Below are 17,515 nucleotides of genomic sequence, written 5' to 3'. Positions count from 1 at the left end.
CAGCGCGGTCAGCTCCGCGTTGTCGAGCCGGGAACGCGCCGCACCAACGGGTTGCGGTAGTTGAGCACGAGCTGCGGGCGGTCCCGTTCCGGCTTTTCGAAGGCCGACAGCACCCCGGCCCACAGCTCGTCGACGGCCTCCTTGGTCGCCCGCAGCTCGCCCGCGAACGCGGCGGCGCGGTCGACGAGATACAGCACCGGCAGCGACGCGGGCTCGAACTCGCGCAGCACGACCTCGCAGCCGAGCCGGTCGACGCAGCGTTGCGCGGCCGCGGCGAACGGCCGGAGCGCCAGCGCCGTTTCCGGGTCGAGGTCGGCGAAGGCGGTGGTGAGGTCGCTCGGGTCGAGCCGCTCGACGCGCACGTCCGGGTCGAGCGCGCGGACGCGTTCGACCAGTTCGCTGTCGTAGGTGTAGCCGCCGTTGATCACCGGCAGGTTCTGCGCGGCCGCGACTCCGGCCAGCTGGTCGAATTCGTCGGCGGTCGCGCAGTAGCGGAGCACGCCGTAGCGCGCGCGGAAGTCGGCCAGCGTCATCCGGCCGACGTTGGTCTCCAGCGGCCACCACTCGTCGACCAGCCGCAGCATGTCGTCGTCGTGCAGCGCGAGCGCTTTGACGCCGAGGTGGTGGATCTTGAGGAATTGGCTCAGCCGCTGCGGATCGGCGGCCGAAAGCCCGACGAGCCAGCCGCGCAGCTGCTCGCCGAGCGCTTCGCGGGTCGCGGCGAGCTGATCGTCGTCGTAGAGCGCCTCGCGGCTCGCGGTGGGGCGCAACTCGCCGGTGTCCACGACGCAGCGGGCGAAGAACGCCCAGTCCGGCAGCAGCCCGGGCGTGTTCTCCGCGAGCAGCATCCGCTTGAGGTATACGCGATGCCCGCCTTGCTCGGCCGGGTTCGCCGGGAACGGCAGCACGTAGGCGACGCCGGTCAGACCGGCCTCGGGCACGTCGAGGTCGACGACGTCGAACGGGGTGAAGCCCAGCACCTCCTGCGCGTAGCCGACGAGGTCCGCCGAACGGTGCCCGGGCGAGCGCCGGCCGGTCTGCCACGGGACGCCGGCGCCGCTGATCGCCTTGCCGTTCACGGTGATTTCGAACGGCAGCATCGAGCCGTAGAGCGTCGCGAGCTCGGCGACCGTCTCCGGCACGAACCATTGCTCGGCGCCGCGACGGGCGGTGAGGGTGACCGTGGTGCCGATCGCGTCCCGCTCGCCGGGCCCGACGGCGTAGGTGCCGTCCGCGCGGCCGGTCCACGAGACCGCGGGAGCGCCGCTCGCGGAGCGGGTGACGACCCGGGTCTCGTCGGCGACGAGGAACGCGGACAGCAGCCCGATCCCGAACTGGCCGAGGAAATCCCGGCGGCCGTACCCGAGTTCGTCCCGTTTGGAGCTGCGGCCGATCGTCGCGAGCAGCTCGTGCACCTGCGCCTCGGACAGGCCGATCCCGGTGTCGGTGATCCGCAGGGTCCCTTCGCGGACGTCGATCGCGATCCCGGCGGGCGCGGTGGCGTCGGCCGCCTGCCGCGCGGTCACCGCGTCCACCGCGTTCTGGAGCAGTTCCCGCACGTACACGCGCGGACTGGAATAGAGGTGCTGGCTCAGCAGGTCGACGACCCCGCGAAGATCCACCTGGAAACTACGGTTCACCCGTGCTCGACTCCTGTGCTGTGGCGCGGGCGGGATCTCCGCCCGGCGAGTGCGCCCCCGCGCGGCCCGGCGGTCACCGTATCGGCGCGGCCTGGCGCCGGACACAAGGTTTTTCCGCACGGCGCCCGCAATCGTTACGCGGTTTCCCCGGCGTCCGCGCCGCGGCGGGCGGGTCCGGCCGGGGCAGGGCGAAAGCGGGTTGCGGGGAGGAGTTAATCTGGAGTCAGCAAGGCGTCGATCCGGCCATCACCGGGGAGCCTCCGGAAGAACCGGGCGCGAGCCCGCAGTAGAACCGGACGGGTGCGGCCCGTGACAGCCGTGCAACGAGTGGCCCGGGAGCAGTGCGCCGGGCAAGCGGGGTGGTACCGCGTGACGCGCGAGCGTCTCGTCCCCGTGTGGGCGGCCGCCGGTCGCCCGTACGAGCGACGAATGCGAGGAGCACCCGGATGTACCCCCAGGCTTCGCCGGGCGGAGAGACCACGGTCCCGTCCCAGCCGTCGTTCCCCGCGCTGGAGGAGAGCGTCCTCGCGTACTGGGAGAGCGACCGGACTTTCCAGGCGACGATCGACGCCCGGCCCGCGGGCACGAACGGCGACAACGAGTACGTCTTCTACGACGGCCCGCCCTTCGCGAACGGCCTCCCGCACTACGGGCACCTGCTCACCGGGTACGTCAAGGACATCGTCCCGCGCTACCAGACGATGAAGGGCAAGCACGTCGAACGGCGGTTCGGCTGGGACACCCACGGCCTGCCCGCCGAACTCGAGGCGATGCGGCAGCTCGGGATCACCGAGACGACCGAGATCGAAGAGATGGGCATCGCGAAGTTCAACGAGGCTTCGCGGCAGTCCGTGCTGCGCTACACGGACGAATGGCGCGAGTACGTGACCCGCCAGGCCCGCTGGGTCGACTTCGACAACGACTACAAAACGCTCGACGTCACCTACATGGAATCGGTGCTCTGGGCGTTCAAACGGTTGTGGGACAAGGGACTCGTCTACGAGGGCTACCGCGTCCTGCCCTACTGCTGGCGCGACGCGACCCCGCTGTCCAACCACGAGCTGGGCATGGACGCCGACGTCTACCGCAACCGGCAGGACCCGGCCGTCACGGTCGGATTCCGCCTGGAGGGCAACGACAACGAGCTCGACGGCACTTATCTGCTGATCTGGACCACGACGCCGTGGACGCTGCCGTCCAACCTCGCCACCGCGGTGCACCCCGAGGTGCAGTACGTCGTGGTGGAAAGCGACGGCAAGCGGTACCTGCTCGCCGAGGAGCGCGTGGCCGCGTACGCCCGCGAGCTGGGCGAGGAACCGGCCGTCGTCGCGCGCTACACCGGCGAGCAGCTGCTCGGAACCCGTTACGCGCCGCCGTTTCCGTACTTCGTGGGCACGGAGAACGCGCACCGCGTCCTGTCCGCAGACTACGTCACCACCGACGACGGCACCGGCGTCGTGCACATCGCGCCCGCCTACGGCGCCGAGGACAAGGTGGTGACCGACGCGGCCGGGATCGCCCCGGTGACGCCGGTGGACGACCACGGCAAGTTCGACGCCACCGTGCCGGACTACGCCGGGCAGCAGGTGTTCGACGCGAACCCGAACATCGTCAAGGACCTCAAGAACGGCACCGGCGGCGCGGCGCGCCAGGGCGCGGTGCTGCTGCGGCACGAGACCTACGACCACTCGTACCCGCACTGCTGGCGCTGCCGGAACCCGCTGATCTACCGCGCGGTGTCGTCGTGGTTCGTCGCGGTGACGCAGTTCAAGGACCGGATGGTCGAGCTGAACCAGCAGATCACCTGGTACCCGGAGAACGTCAAGGACGGCCAGTTCGGCAAGTGGCTGGAGAACGCCATCGACTGGTCGATCTCCCGCAACCGCTACTTCGGCACGCCGATCCCGGTGTGGCGAAGCGACGACCCGGCCTACCCGCGCATCGACGTCTACGGCTCGCTGGACGAGCTGGAGGCCGACTTCGGCGTGCGGCTGGACAACCTGCACCGGCCCTACATCGACGAGCTGACCCGGCCGAACCCGGACGACCCGACCGGCAAGTCCACCATGCGGCGCGTGCCGGACGTGCTCGACGTGTGGTTCGACTCCGGGTCGATGCCGTACGCCCAGGTGCACTACCCGTTCGAGAACCGCGAATGGTTCGAGCACCACTACCCGAGCGACTTCATCGTCGAGTACATCGGGCAGACCCGCGGCTGGTTCTACCTGCTGCACGTGCTCGCGACCGCGCTGTTCGACCGGCCGGCGTTCCGCACCTGCGTGTCGCACGGCATCGTGCTCGGCTCCGACGGCCAGAAGATGTCGAAGTCGCTGCGGAACTACCCGGACGTCAACGAGGTCTTCGAGCGCGACGGGTCCGACGCCATGCGGTGGTACCTCATGGCGAGCCCGATCCTGCGCGGCGGCAACCTCGTGGTGACCGACCGGGGGATCCGCGACGCGGTGCGCCAGGCCGTGCTGCCGCTGTGGAACTCGTATTATTTCCTTGCCCTGTACGCGAATGCCGAGGGCAAGCAGGGGCAGTGGCGCACGGATTCGCCGCACCTGCTCGACCGGTACGTGCTGGCGAAAACGCACGAACTGGTGACCGACGTCGAGGCCGCGATGGACGGCTACGACATCGCGGGCGCGTGCCAGACCGTGCGGGACTTCCTCGAGGTGCTCACGAACTGGTACGTCCGCCGGTCGCGCGACCGGTTCTGGGCGGGCGAGCAGGACGCGATCGACACGCTGCACACGGTGCTGGAGGTGACCTGCCGGGTCGTCGCGCCGCTGCTGCCGCTCACCACCGAAACGGTGTGGCGCGGGCTGACCGGCGGCCGTTCGGTGCACCTGGCCGACTGGCCGAACGCGCTCGACCTGCCCGCCGACGCGGCGCTGGTGACCGCGATGGACAAGGTGCGCCAGGTGGCGTCGTCGGCGCTGGCGCTGCGCAAGGCGAACAAGCTGCGGGTGCGGCTGCCGCTGGCGAAGCTCGTCGTCGCGGCCGAGGACGTCGAACCGCTGCGCGGGTTCACCGAGATCCTGCGGGACGAGGTGAACGTGAAGTCGGTGGAGCTGACCGCCGACGTCGCCGCGCACGGCACGTTCGAGGTCGCGGTGAACGCGCGGGCGGCCGGGCCGCGGCTGGGCAAGGCCGTGCAGCAGGTGATCAAGGCGGTCAAGGCGGGCGACTGGACGACGAACGCGTCCGGCGCGGTCGTGGCGGCGGGCGTCGAACTCGTCGAGGGCGAGTACGACCGGCGCCTGGTCGCCTCCGGCGGCGGCGCGGCGGCCGAACTGCCCGGCGGGGCCGGCCTGGTCGTGCTGGACACCGAGGTCACCGAGGACCTGGCGAACGAGGGCCTGGCGCGCGACCTGGTCCGCGTGGTCCAGCAGGCCCGCCGCGAGGCCGGTCTCGACGTCGGCGACCGGATCTCGCTGACCGTGGACGCCGCCGACGAGGTGACGGCCGCGGTGCGCAAGCACGAGGAGTTCGTGGCGTCCGAAACGCTCGCGACGTCGGTGTCCTACGGCGAGGTGGCCGAGGGCTTCGACGGCACGGTCGGCGAGGGAGTGAAGGTCCGGGTCGCGGTCGCGAAGGCGTAAAGCACCGCCATTTTTGGCACCTGAAGGTCCGTGAAGGGCTCCTTGAGGGAATCTGATTCCCTCAAGGAGCCCTTCACGGACGTCGGCATCGCGTGCCGGGCCGTCGCGGCAGGGACGCGGGCGCGTGAAGTCGTCCCCCGGGGGGCGCGGGGAAAGCCACGCGGCTCAGCCGGTGCCGCCGGACGGGCGGCCCTCGGCTCCTGCGCCCGCGGAAGCGTCTGCTAGGGATTTCCCATGACTTCAGAAGCCGCGGCCGCCGAAGGGCTGGCCGCCGGATTGCGCCAGCGGCACCTCGCCATGCTCGCGATGGGCGGCGTGATCGGTTCGGGGCTGTTCGTCAGCTCCGGCGTCGGGATCAAGCTCGCCGGGCCCGGGATCGTGCTGTCGTTCGTGCTCGCGGGCACGCTCGCGATGCTGGTCATGCGCATGATGGCGGAAATGGCCGCCGCGATCCCGTCCAGCGGGTCGTTCTCGGTGCACGCCGAGCGCGCGTTCGGGCCGTGGGCCGGGTTCGCGATCGGCTGGCTGTACTGGGCCGCGCTGGTCGTCGTGCTCGCCGTCGAGGCCACCGCGGCCGCGATCATCGTCAACAGCTGGCTGCCCGGCATTCCGCAGTGGGCGCTGGTCCTGCTCTTCATGGCCGTGCTGACCGCGGTCAACTTCACGGCGGTGTCCCGTTTCGGCGAGCTGGAGTTCTGGCTCGCGCTGATCAAGGTCGTGGCGGTCGTCGCCTTCCTGGTCCTCGGCGTGCTCGCGTTTCTCGGCGTGCTGCCGGGAACATCCTTTGCCGGCACGGCGAATCTGCTCGGCCACGGCGGCTTGCTGCCCAACGGATGGCAGGGCGTCGGCACCGGCCTGCTCGCGGTGGTCTTCACCTTCGGCGGCCTGGAAGTGGTGACCATCGCGGCCGCGGAGTCCGACGATCCCGCGCACGCCGTCGGCAAGGCCGTCCGCAACGCGGTCGTCCGGATTTCGGTGTTCTACATCGGTTCCATGCTGGTCATCGTCTCGCTGCTGCCGTGGACTGAGGTCCGAACAGGACAGAGCCCGTTCGCGGCCGTGCTCGAACGGATCGGGATCCCGGCGACCGGCCAGATCATGAACGTGGTCGTGCTGTTCGCCTTGCTGTCCACGTTGAACACCAACATGTACGGCGCGGCTCGCATGGTTTATTCGCTGGCCCGGCGCGGGCACGCTCCCCGCGCACTGACCAAAGTGGACCGAAACGGCGTGCCGGTCTTCGCGGTCGCGGCTTCGGTGCTCTTCGGGTTCGTCGCCGTGGCGCTGAACGCGCTCTGGCCGGACACCGTCTTCCAGTACCTGCTCAACGCGGTCGGCTCGGTGCTGCTGATCGTGTGGATCCTGGTCGCCTGCACGCAGCTGCGGGTGCGCAAGCAGCTGGAACGCACCGCGCCGGAGAGCCTGACCGTGCGGATGTGGGGCTTCCCGTACCTGACCTGGCTGACGCTCGCCGCGATGGTCGCGATCCTCGTGGTGATGACCGGCGACCCGGACGCCCGGGTCCAGCTGATCAGCTCGGGCGTCCTCGTCGCGGTGCTGGTCGTGGCCGGGATCTGCTGGCAGCGCACCCGCCGCGAAGCCGATCAATCTGTATAACGGCCTATACGGCGCGGCGTTGATCACGAATCTGTCGCATTCCCCGAGGTAACGCCCGGTTCCGTCCAGCGATGGGCAAGCTGTGCCAGGGACGCGGGCGGACCGCGTGGGGCGAGGGGGAGGCGACGGTGAGTCCTGCCGGGAAGAAGGGCGTGCTGATCGGGGGCGCGCTGGCCGTGGTCGCGATCGTCGTGGCGGCGGTCGTGCTGCTCAACGGAGGGGGATCGACGGCGGCCTCGCCAGGGACGGAGACGGTTTCGGCGGCCGCGGAGCCCAGCGACCCGGCGTCGGCGGCCCGGGCGTACCTGCTCGCCTTCGCCGGGAAGGACTCCGACGCCGCCAGCAAGGCCACCGACGCTCCGGCGGACGCCTCGTCCGCGCTGCAGGACGCGTGGTCGTCGCTCCAGCCCAAGGAGTTGACCGCCAAGCTCGGCGACGTCGGCGCGGCACAGGGCGACAAGGCCACTGCGGCCTACACGATCACCTGGAACCTCGGCCCCAGCCGCGTCTGGACGTACTCCGGCAGCCTCGGTCTCGTCCAGGCGCAGGGCAAGTGGCGCGTCCACTGGGCCCCGGCGGTGCTGCACCCCAAGCTGGAAGCGGGGCAGCGGCTGGCGATCGCCTCCTCGGACGTCCCGGCGGTGGTCGACCGCGACGGCAAGCCGCTCGTGGTCTCCGGCAGCGGCGGGCTGAAACCGGCTGACGACAAGGTGTTTCCGCTGCTCCGTTCGGCGCTCACCGGGCACGGCCAAGCGTCGCAAGCGTTCGCGGTCGAGCGTGTGGACGCGACGGGCAAGAGCCTGGAGACGCTGTTCGGAAACCCCGAAGGCGACCATAAACCGGCCGCTACCGGGCTCAGCGTCGCGACCCAGAACGCCGCGCAGGCGGCAGTCGACGGGTACCGCGGCAAGGCGGTCCTCGTCGCCATCCAGCCGTCCACCGGGGACTTGCTCGCGGTGGCGCAGAACGCCAACGTGACCAACGCGGCGTCGGCGTTCAGCGGCCAGTACGCGCCGGGGTCGACGTTCAAGATCGTCACCGCGACCGCGGCGCTGGAAGCCGGGCTCGTCACGCCGGATTCCACGGTGCCGTGCCCGCTGACCGACCGGATCGGCACCCGCACGCTGTCCAACGAGGGTTTCGACCTCGGCACGACCACCGTGCACCAGGCGTTCGCGAAGTCGTGCAACACCACGTTCGGCCGGCTCGCGTCGCAATTGCCCCCGGACGGGCTCGCGAAGGCGGCCACGCAGTTCGGCCTCAACGCCGACTTCGCGATCGAGGGCCTGTCCACCGAGATGGGCCGCGTCGACCCGGCGGCGAGCCCCGACGAGCAGGTCGAGGACGGCATCGGCCAGGGCAAGGTGCAGGTCAGCCCGATGGGGGCGGCGGTGATGGCGGCGACCGCGGCGTCCGGGCGCGCGGTCGTGCCGCGGCTGTGGGAGGACGGCACCAAGGTCAACACCGGCTACCACCCGCCGTCGGGCGCGGTGCTGTCGGCGTTGCGCGGGATGATGCGCGAGGTCGTCACCGGCGGCACGGCGACCGGCCTGGCACGCTCCGGCTCGGTGTTCGGCAAGACCGGCACCGCGCAGTTCGGCTCCGGCGCGGAAGCGCACGGCTGGTTCGTCGGCTACCGCGGCGACCTGGCGTTCGCGGTGTTCCTGGAAGGGGCCAACGACTCCAAACCGGCCGTGTCACTGGGCGCGAAGTTCCTCGACGCGCTGTAGCGCTCGTTTCGGCCGCGGCCGAAGTGTCCCCGCTCTACCGTAGGGACATGGAAACCGTCGCACTGGCCGAAGTCGCCGCCGTGCTCGCCGATCCGAGCCGCGCGACCATGTGCCTCGCCCTGCTGGACGGCCGTGCCTGGACGGTCGGCGAACTGGCCGCCGCGGCGCGGATCGCGGTCTCGACGGCCAGCGAACACGTCACGCGGCTGGCCGACGCCGGGTTCGTCGCCCGGGTGAAGCAGGGGCGGCACGCGTACGTGCGGCTCGCGAACCCGCGGGTCGCGGAGTTGATCGAGCATCTGGCGCAGCACGCCGAACTGAAACGGCCGTCCGGGCTGCGGACTTCGTTGCGGGTGCAGCGGTTGTCGTTCGCGCGCAGTTGTTACGACCATCTGGCCGGGACGCTCGGGGTCGCTTTGCGGGACGGGATGGTCGAACGGGGCCTGATCGACGTGTCGGACGGGCTCGCACTCACCGACGCCGGACGCGACGTGCTGGCCGGTCTCGGCGTGGCGGTGCCGGATCGGCCGCGGCGGCCGTTGCTGCGCGACTGTCTGGATTGGACAGAGCGGCGCGAGCATCTCGCCGGGGCGGTCCCGGCGGCGGTGCTGGAGCGGGCCGTCGAAGCGGGATGGCTGACGCGGGACCAGCAGCGCGCGATCCGGGTCCTGCCGGGCGCGCGGGGTCCGTTCGCCGCGCTCGGTGTCGATCTCGCGACGGTGAGTGCCGCCGAGGCTTCGTAACACACCTGCGCGGTCCCCCGCACCGGTGGTGCGCGCTCGGGAACCGGACACTGCCTCACTATTCTGGACGCCTGCGGGCGACCGGGAGGGAGGCGGAGCGGTGGACGAGCTTCCCATGGTGCTGGGCGTCGGAGCGCTGGTTCTGGTCGTCTCGGTCGTCGCCGTGCGGGTGTCCATCCGGCTCGGATTCCCGTCGCTGCTGCTGTATCTCGGGATCGGCGTCGTGCTCGGCGAGGCCGGATTCGGCATCCGCTTCGACAATCCGGCGCTCACCCAGTCCCTCGGGCTCGCCGCGCTCGTCCTGATCCTCACCGAGGGCGGGCTCACCACGCGCTGGTCCGCGGTGAAACCCTCGCTGGGGCCCGGAATCCTGCTGTCCACAGTGGCCGTGGTGATCAGCATCGCGGTCACCGGCGCGGCCTTGCACTGGCTGCTCGGCCTCGACTGGCGGCTGGCCCTGCTGTGGGGCGCGGTTCTGGCGTCCACCGACGCCGCGGCGGTGTTCTCCGTGCTGCGCACGGCCGGGGTCGGCAAACGGCTCGTCGGCTCGCTGGAACTGGAATCCGGCATCAACGACGCGCCCGCCTACATCGCGGTCGTCGTGCTCGCGTCCGGAGAGGCGATCGACTGGTCGCTGCCGCTGCTGGTGGTCTACGAACTGCTCACCGGCCTCGCGCTCGGGCTCGCGTTCGGCTGGCTGGGCGCGCAGGCATTGCGCCGGGCCGCGCTCCCGGCGACCGGCCTGTACCCGCTCGCGACGGTCGCGGTGTGCGTGCTCGCGTACTCCTCGGGACAGCTGGCGCACGCGTCCGGGCTGCTCGCCACCTACGTCGCCGGCCTGGTGCTGGGCAACTCCAAGCTGCCGCACCGCTCGGACACCCTGTCGTTCGCCGAAGGGCTCGGCTGGCTCGCGCAGATCGGGCTGTTCGTGCTGCTCGGCCTCTTCGCGTCGCCGACCCGGCTGCTCGAAACGCTCATCCCGGGCCTGGTCGCGGGCGCGGTGGTGCTGCTGCTCGCGCGGCCGCTCTCGGTCGTCCTGTCGCTGCTGCCGTTCCGGTTGCCGTGGCGGGAAGTGACGTTCCTGTCCTGGGCCGGGCTGCGCGGCGCGGTGCCGATCGTGCTCGCGATGATCCCGCTGTCCGAAGGCGTGCCGGGCGCGCAACGGCTCGTGGACGCGGTTTTCGTGCTCGTCATCGTGCTCACCCTGCTGCAGGGCGCGACGCTCAGCCCGCTCGCGCGGATCCTCGGGCTGGCGAAGGCGACGCAAGCGCACGAGATCGAGGTCGACTCCGCCCCGCTCGACGAACTCGGCGCGGAACTGCTGCAGGTGCGCATCCAGAAGGGGTCGAAACTGCACGGCGTGTACCTGTCGGAGCTGCGGCTGCCCGCCGGCGCGACGGTCAGCCTCGTGGTGCGCGGCGGGACGGGCTTCACCCCGCAGAAAACGAGCCGCTTGCAGGTCGAGGACCAGCTTCTGGTGGTCACGACCGCCGCCGACCGCGACGCGACCGAACGGCGCATCCGGGCCGTGGACCGCGCCGGCCGCCTCGCGCGCTGGCACGGGGAATCCGGGGCCTGATTCTTCCGTCCTTTGTGGACTGTATCTGTGACTGCCGTCTCAGATCACGAGACGGGGCTGGTTTCGCCCGCGGGTGGTCCGCTATCTTCGGTTCCAGGTCATGAGTGCCAGCGCGAAGCCCCGGCTTGCTGGCCGGCAACCCTCCTACCGCGGTGGGGTGCCCCGGGTGAGGACCAGGCCGGTCGCGCAGTGCGGCGGGCAAGCGCGGGCCCCTCGCCGGGGGTCCCCCGGAACGCCGAGGAGGCGCCGTCATGACTCTCGCACTCGACCGGTCCACGGAAACTGTTTCTGCTGTTCCCGCTGTCGCTGGTGCCGCGTTGCGGGTCCCGCTGGTCACCGGCGGCGACATCGGCTACGCGAACCTCGACCACGCGGCCAGCGCGCCCTGTCTGGACGCGGTGCGCACGGCGGTCGACGAGTTCCTTCCCTGGTACGCCAGCGTGCATCGCGGCGCGGGCTTCGCTTCGCAGGTCTCGACGCGGCTGTACGAGCGGACCCGGGACGTGCTGCGCCGGTTCGTGGACGCCCGCAGCGGCGACTCGGTGATCTTCACCCGCAACACCACTGACGCGTTCAACCTGCTGGCGAAAGCGTTGCCGCGCAAGACTTCTGTGGTCGTGTTCGACAGCGAGCACCACGCCGCGCTGCTGCCGTGGCGGGGTCCGAACGTCCGGCGCGTGCAGCTGCCGCGAACCCGGCTCGCCGCGGTGTCCGTTGTGGACGAAGCCCTCGCGGAATGCCCGCAGGGGCCCCGGCTGGTGGTGGTCGCCGGAGCGTCCAACGTGACCGGCGAGCTGCTGCCGGTCGCGGAAATCGCCGCGGTGGCCCGGAAACACGGTGCCCGGGTCGCGCTCGACGCCGCTCAGCTCGCGCCGCATCGGCGAATTTCGTTGCGGGAGCTGGATGTCGACTACGTCGCGCTGTCCGGGCACAAGCTGTACGCGCCGTTTGGGGCGGGAGCGCTGATCGGCCGCAGCGACTGGCTGCGGGCCGCTGAGCCGTACCTGGCTGGTGGCGGCGCGACGAAACTGGTGACCGAGGAAGCCGTCGTGTGGAACAGCGGTGAGGAACGACACGAGGCCGGTTCGCCGAATACCGTTGGCGTGTATGCGCTTGGAGTGGCTTGCGAACAGCTGGCGGCGCATTGGGACGCGGTTGGTGCGCATGAGGCCGCGCTGCTGGAGCGGCTGCGCAAGGGCCTCGAGAGCCTGCCCGGATTCGCCGAGCTGCGGTTCTTCGACGCGCCGGTGGACCGGGTCGGCACGGTGAGTTTCGTAGTCGACGGATTCGAACCCGGCTGGCTGGCGGCGGTGCTGTCGGCGGAGTACGGAATCGGCGTGCGGGACGGCGCGTTCTGCGCCCACGTGGCCGCCCGGAGGCTGATCCGAGAAGCCGGAAGCGAAGGCCAGCAGGCGGTTCGGGTCAGCCTCGGTCTGGGGAGCACCGAGGAACACGTGGACCGGTTGGTGCTGGCCCTGCGCCAGATCGTGGCCCGCGGGGCCCGGTGGGAGTACGCGAAGGTGGACGGCCGGTGGGCGCCGGTGGGGGACACTCGGGAGCTGCCCGGTTTCTGCGCTTGACGGTGCAGTGTTTATCGCGCTCCCGCGTCGTGGTCGAGTTGGTTCTTGCAGGCTGCGCGGATCACCTCTTTGATTTGCTCTTCAGTGCGTCCCCAGCCTTGGCCCCACTCTTCGTCCAGCATCCAGGCTTGCGCCAGCGGCAGCTCGATGACCCTGTCGGAGTAATCGGTGCGGACGATGATCGTGTGCAGGTCGTCCAGCAGGCCGCGTTCGGTGAGGTGGCCGTTGAGGAGCATTCGGGCCAGGTGAGCGAACGCTTCTTCGGCTGCCTCGGTCGCGGTGGGAATGGGCGCGCGGCAGTCGGCTAGAGCGGCCCGTTCGACGTCGTGGATTTCTCGCGGTTCCGTGCGGGACAGGCCCGCCAGATGGCGCAGATGCTCGCCGTCCTCGCCGTCGGCGAGCCAGTGGGCTGCCCAGAGCGGGAGACAGTCGGTGGGGGAGAGGTCCAGGGCGATCCGCGCGGCCGCCACGGCGGGGGTGGGGATCTCGGCGGGCATGGCAGCGATGATGGCGGAAGCAGCGAGCGCCGGGCGACCGGATTAGGGCCGGGGACTGCCGCTGTGACCTGCTCGGTCGAGGTTGTGGACAATAGGGGGGTGAGCACCGATCCTTCGCCGTCCGAATCCGAGGTCGAGCCGTCTGCCGAACCGCCTGAGCAGGAGGCTGCCGGGGGAGACGCGCCGCTGCCCAAGCGGCGGGTCTGGGCGGTGTTCGCGGTCGCCGCGCTGCTGTGGGCGATCGACCTGATCACGAAGAACCTCGTCGTCGCGAACCTCGAGGGCAAGGAGCCCAAGCCGATCCTCGGCGGGCTGATCTACCTGCAGGTCACGCGCAACCCGGGCGCCGCGTTCTCGATGGCGACCGGCATGACGTGGGTGCTCGCGCTGGTCGCGATCGGCGTCGTGATCGCGATCGTGTGGATCTCGCGCAGGCTGCGCTCGGTCGGCTGGGCGATCGGCCTCGGGCTGGTCCTCGCCGGCGCGCTCGGCAACCTGACCGACCGGTTCTTCCGCGAGCCCGGACCGCTGCGCGGGCACGTCGTGGACTTCATCTCCGCGTTCGTGCCCAACGGGCAGGGTTTCGCGATCTTCAACATCGCCGATTCCGCGATCTGCGTCGGCGGCGCGCTGATCGTGCTGCTGTCCCTGCTCGGCAAGGACTACGACGGCACCTCCACCCGCGGCAAGAAGAAGGACTCCGAGTGAGCGCGCGCATGCTGCCCGTCCCCGACGGGCTCGACGGAATGCGCGTCGACGCCGGACTCGCCAAACTGCTCGGCCTGTCCCGCACCGCGGTCGCGGACCTCGCCGCGGCGGGCGACGTCCTCCTCGACGGCCGCCCGGCGGGCAAATCGGACCGTCTCGCCGCCGGCGGGCTGCTCGAGGTGACGTTGCCGGAACCGGAACGTCCGGCGGAAATCGTCGCGGAGCCGGTCGACGGCATGAAGATCCTGCACGATGACGACGACATCGTGGTGATTTCGAAACCGGTCGGCGTCGCCGTGCACCCCAGCCCCGGCTGGACCGGCCCGACGGTCGTCGGCGGCCTCGCCGCGGCCGGGCTGCGCATCTCGACCTCCGGAGCGGCCGAACGACAGGGCGTCGTGCACCGCCTCGACGCGGGCACCACCGGGGTGATGGTGGTGGCGAAGAGCGAGCACGCGTACACCGTGCTGAAGCGGGCGTTCAAGGAACGGACCGTCGACAAGGGCTACCACGCTGTGGTGCAAGGCCACCCCGACCCGACGCGCGGCACCATCGACGCCCCGATCGACCGCCACCCGCGGCACGACTACAAATTCGCGGTCGTCGCGGGCGGGCGGCCGAGCGTCACGCACTACGAGGTAGTCGAGGCGTTCCGGGCGGCGTCGCTGGCGCACGTGAAGCTGGAAACCGGGCGGACCCACCAGATCCGCGTGCACTTCTCCGCGCTGCGCCACCCGTGCGCGGGCGACCTGACCTACGGAGCGGACCCGGTGCTGGCGCGGAAGCTCGGCCTGACGCGGCAGTGGCTGCACGCGCGGACGCTCGGCTTCGCCCACCCCGCGGACGGCCGGTGGGTGGAGTTCGAGGCGGAGTATCCGGACGATCTGGCGAGTGCGCTGGAGATCTTGCGGGACGGGAACTAGTCCGGCGGTTGCGAGACGCGGAACCAAGGGCTCGTGAGTGCCTGTGCCGGTTCTAACCGGCTGCCATGTTTCAGGACTTCGTGAACAGATGTGTTTCAGGACTTTGTGGGCAGTTTTTGGTTGGCGAGGCGTTGGTAGCGTACTGATCGGTCCAGGGTGAGCTGGCGGGCGATCGTGTCGTTGATCATGACGGTGACGCGGTCGCCTTGCCAGTAGACGCTGGCGGTGTGTCCGGCCCATCGGCGTCCCAGGACGATGGAGCATCCGGAGAACGCGATGACGCCGGTGGCCGAGACGGGCCGGGTGGCGAGGCCGCTGGGCCGGCGCGGCCCGGTGGCGGGGACGGCTTTGGGCCGGGCGTCGTAGCGCTGCCGGGGCGTGTCGCCGTTGAGGCTTTGGTGGCGGCGGTGGTTGTAGATCGTCCGGTATTCGTCGAGCAGTTCCTGCAGCTGGGCGAGTGTGCCGGCGGCCGGTCGGGCGGCGAGCCATTTCTGCAGGGTCTGATGGCTGCGTTCGTTCTTGCCGCAGGTTTGCGGGTGGTGCGGGGCGGCGGCGATCGCGGTGATCCCGAGGGCGGCGAGGCGGCGTTCGAGTTCGACCATGCGGCCGCGGTGTTTGCCCGAGAAGGCGAGCCCGTTGTCCGACAGCAGCGCCACGGGCAGGCCGTGTCCGGCGAAGGCGTGTTGCAGGGCGGCCCAGGTGGCGGCGGTGGTCTCGCCGGTCGCCGCGTAGGCGCCGACGTCGAGGCGGGAGTGGTCGTCGAGGATCTGGATGATGCAGACCTTCGTCCCGTCGGCCAGGTGGTGCTCCATGCCGTCGATCTGCCAGCAGCCGTTGGGGTCGGCGTATTCGAACCGGCGCCGCGTCCGGGGTTTCTTGCGCGGCTGCGGGACGATCTGCCCGTGGGCGCGCAGGATCCGGTAGACCGCCGACTGCGACGGCACCGCAGCGGCGCCCTGGGCTTCCAGCCGCCAGCGGATCGAGATCGGCCCGTTGTCGAGCCCTTCGTCGGCGAGTTCCTTGCGGGCACGCAGCACCGCCTCCGCCACCTCCGTCCCGAGCGCGGTCGGGCGGCGGTGCGGGGCGGTGCTGCGGCGGGTGAACCCGTCGGCGCCCTCGGCCCGGAACCGGTTCAGGTACTTGTGGAACACCGTCCGGGACACACCGTGCTCGCGGCAGAACCGCGCGATGTTGACGTCTTCGCCCGCGGCGGCGCCAGCGACCGCGGCGACGAACTCAGGATCCATCGAAAACCCTGCTCTGCCCATCGCCGCATGATCACCACAGCAGCCGTGGCGACCAGACCGACAGGCCGGTCAGTGTCCACGATGTCCTGAAACATCACCTGTTCACGATGTCCTGAACTCAGACAGCCGGTTAGAACCGGCGCAGGCACTCACGAGCCGGCTAGCCGACGGACCAGGTCAGGGTGCGCTCGTCCGGCTCGGGCCGCGGGCTCCAGCGCACCGCCACCACCCGGGTCGCGGTCGGGAGGACGTACACGGTGTGCCCGCCGAGCGTCTCGCCCGGCTGCACGCCGATCTTGTGCGGCGGCCGGGACGTCAGCGAAACCGGGGCCTTCGCGATCGTCTCGCCGCTGTCGGTGACGAGTTCCAGGTAATTGTCGGGCAGCGACGCGAACGGGATCGGGCCGCGATTGGTGATCTCGGTGTGCACGACGACCGCGCGTTCGCCGTCCTCGAGCCGGTAACCGGCCGCGCCGAAGAGGAAGTCGGCAGGATCCTGGACTTCCAGCAGCTGCACCGAAAGCTGTTCCCCTTCGAGCCCCTGCGACTGCATCGTCTCGCCGATCCGCCCCTGTTTCGCGGGCGCGGCGGCGGGCCGGGGTTCGTCGCCGCGGGCCCACGACGCGGTCTGCGGGACGCCCCAGGTGCTGACCACCGGATCCGGTGCCGGGTACGGCCCGGAAGGTCCATTGTGGACATTCGTCCCGGCGGGCGGCATCCCGGTCTGCGCGGGGGAGTACGCGCCGGACACTCCGCCGGGAATCCCGTTCGGGCCAGGGGGATACGCGCCCGAAATCCCGGCCGGTCCGGGTGCGTAGGCACCGGACACTCCCGGTGCGTACGGACCCGGAATTCCGTTCTGCCCCGGCGGATAGGCGCCCGAAGTCCCCGGGCCGGGCCTGCCGTGCTGCCCCGGACCCGCGGGGAGGCCGGTTTGGCCGGGCGGGTACGCGCCGGACGTCCCGGGTCCGGGCATCCCGTGCTGCCCCGGCGGGTGCGGTCCGGAGTGCCCCGGCATCCCGGCCGAGTCGGGAATCCCGGACTGTCCCGGCGAATGCGGACCGGACGAGCCCGGCATCCCGGGAGCCTGCGCGCCCCGCGCCGGAACTCCCGTCGAAGCGGGGCCGTTCGGCACCGGACCGGAGGGCATCGGCGCGGAGGCCGGACCCGGCGGCATCCCGCCCGGATTCGGCCCGGCCGCCGGGAACGGCGCCGACCCAGGCCCTCCCGGATACCCGCCCCCTGGCGGACGCTGCCACGACGCCGGAGCCCCGGAGATCGCCGCGCGAAGACCGTTCGGGTCGCTCTCGACCCCGACCAGCAGCGGCAGCCCGCTCCCGGACAACGCGACCAGCCGGTACGCGACCTCCCGCGGATCCATCCCGACCTTCGCCGCCAGCTCGTGCACAGCCCCCTTGCCCAGCTCGGCGAGCGCGGCGAGCAGGCGGATGTCGGCGGGATCGGTCACGGCCACTCCGGCAACGCTACCGCCTCGCCCGCCCGGCCCGGCCGCGCCACCGCGCCCGGCGTGCCCCGCGCCACCGCACCGGCGGGCGAAAGGCGAGCGGGACCACGGTGGAATGGCTTGGCATGCGGGCAGGCGGACGCACGACCTGGGCCGCGTCGTGTGCGCCGAGCCGCTC

At 71.1% G+C, this 17,515-nt stretch carries 12 protein-coding genes and 1 riboswitch; of the genes, 8 read left to right on the top strand and 4 right to left on the bottom strand.

The features are described 5' to 3' along the window. Positions 1 to 8 precede the first annotated feature (8 nt). Positions 9 to 1,640: an HSP90 family protein gene (locus CU254_RS24465; RefSeq protein ID WP_234392740.1), complete on the bottom strand. Its 1,632-nt coding sequence runs from the start codon at positions 1,638 to 1,640 to the stop codon at positions 9 to 11. Positions 1,641 to 2,086: 446 nt separating this feature from the next. Between CU254_RS24465 and ileS the strand changes: the two genes are divergently transcribed. The 6 genes from ileS (at position 2,087) to CU254_RS24435 (ending at position 12,497) form a co-directional block, all read left to right on the top strand. Further along, entirely contained in the window at positions 2,087 to 5,248 is a 3,162-nt protein-coding gene (gene ileS / locus CU254_RS24460; RefSeq protein ID WP_009080349.1) for an isoleucine--tRNA ligase, read from the top strand. A gap of 234 nt (positions 5,249 to 5,482) precedes the next feature. Continuing rightward, positions 5,483 to 6,865: an amino acid permease gene (locus CU254_RS24455; RefSeq protein WP_100266860.1), complete on the top strand. Its 1,383-nt coding sequence runs from the start codon at positions 5,483 to 5,485 to the stop codon at positions 6,863 to 6,865. 71 nt (positions 6,866 to 6,936) lie between these two features. Continuing rightward, positions 6,937 to 8,595 carry a penicillin-binding transpeptidase domain-containing protein gene (locus CU254_RS24450; RefSeq protein WP_009080345.1) on the top strand — a complete coding sequence of 553 codons (1,659 nt, stop codon included), beginning with the start codon at positions 6,937 to 6,939 and terminating at the stop codon, positions 8,593 to 8,595. Between the two features lie 47 nt (positions 8,596 to 8,642). Next, complete coding sequence (locus tag CU254_RS24445) at positions 8,643 to 9,338, top strand: helix-turn-helix transcriptional regulator (RefSeq protein ID WP_037714675.1); 696 nt, start codon at positions 8,643 to 8,645, stop codon at positions 9,336 to 9,338. 100 nt (positions 9,339 to 9,438) lie between these two features. Further along, on the top strand, positions 9,439 to 10,917 hold the full coding sequence (locus CU254_RS24440) for a potassium/proton antiporter (protein ID WP_009080341.1): 1,479 nt from the start codon (positions 9,439 to 9,441) through the stop codon (positions 10,915 to 10,917). 96 nt (positions 10,918 to 11,013) lie between these two features. Beyond that, positions 11,014 to 11,128: riboswitch (SAM riboswitch) on the top strand. Positions 11,129 to 11,168: 40 nt separating this feature from the next. Next, positions 11,169 to 12,497 carry an aminotransferase class V-fold PLP-dependent enzyme gene (locus CU254_RS24435; protein WP_009080340.1) on the top strand — a complete coding sequence of 443 codons (1,329 nt, stop codon included), beginning with the start codon at positions 11,169 to 11,171 and terminating at the stop codon, positions 12,495 to 12,497. Positions 12,498 to 12,508: 11 nt separating this feature from the next. On the opposite strand, the gene CU254_RS24430 is transcribed toward CU254_RS24435, so the two are convergent. Further along, a complete protein-coding gene (locus CU254_RS24430) occupies positions 12,509 to 12,994 on the bottom strand; it encodes a hypothetical protein (protein ID WP_009080339.1) in 486 nt (161 codons plus the stop codon). Positions 12,995 to 13,093: 99 nt separating this feature from the next. On the opposite strand from CU254_RS24430, the gene lspA reads away from it, so the two are divergent. Together lspA and CU254_RS24420 are read left to right on the top strand one after the other, a co-directional pair. Further along, the gene (gene lspA / locus CU254_RS24425; RefSeq protein ID WP_009080338.1) at positions 13,094 to 13,702 is read left to right on the top strand and encodes a signal peptidase II; all 609 of its coding nucleotides are present in this window, start codon (positions 13,094 to 13,096) and stop codon (positions 13,700 to 13,702) included. Beyond that, positions 13,699 to 14,625, top strand: a complete 927-nt coding sequence (locus CU254_RS24420) for an RluA family pseudouridine synthase (protein WP_009080337.1) — start codon at positions 13,699 to 13,701, stop codon at positions 14,623 to 14,625. Before lspA ends, CU254_RS24420 begins: the two co-directional genes overlap by 4 nt. Positions 14,626 to 14,720: 95 nt before the next feature. Here CU254_RS24420 and CU254_RS24415 read toward each other — a convergent pair whose 3' ends face one another. Together CU254_RS24415 and CU254_RS24410 are read right to left on the bottom strand one after the other, a co-directional pair. Beyond that, entirely contained in the window at positions 14,721 to 15,872 is a 1,152-nt protein-coding gene (locus CU254_RS24415) for an IS481 family transposase (protein WP_037713211.1), read from the bottom strand. 160 nt (positions 15,873 to 16,032) lie between these two features. Then, positions 16,033 to 17,340, bottom strand: coding sequence for a hypothetical protein (locus CU254_RS24410; protein ID WP_063631964.1), 1,308 nt, complete (start codon positions 17,338 to 17,340; stop codon positions 16,033 to 16,035). Positions 17,341 to 17,515: the final 175 nt, after the last annotated feature.

It is taken from the genome of Amycolatopsis sp. AA4, assembly GCF_002796545.1.
Classification (GTDB): domain Bacteria; phylum Actinomycetota; class Actinomycetes; order Mycobacteriales; family Pseudonocardiaceae; genus Amycolatopsis.
Note: the sequence above shows the minus strand (reverse complement) of the source record. Positions and strands in the feature narration are given on the sequence as shown.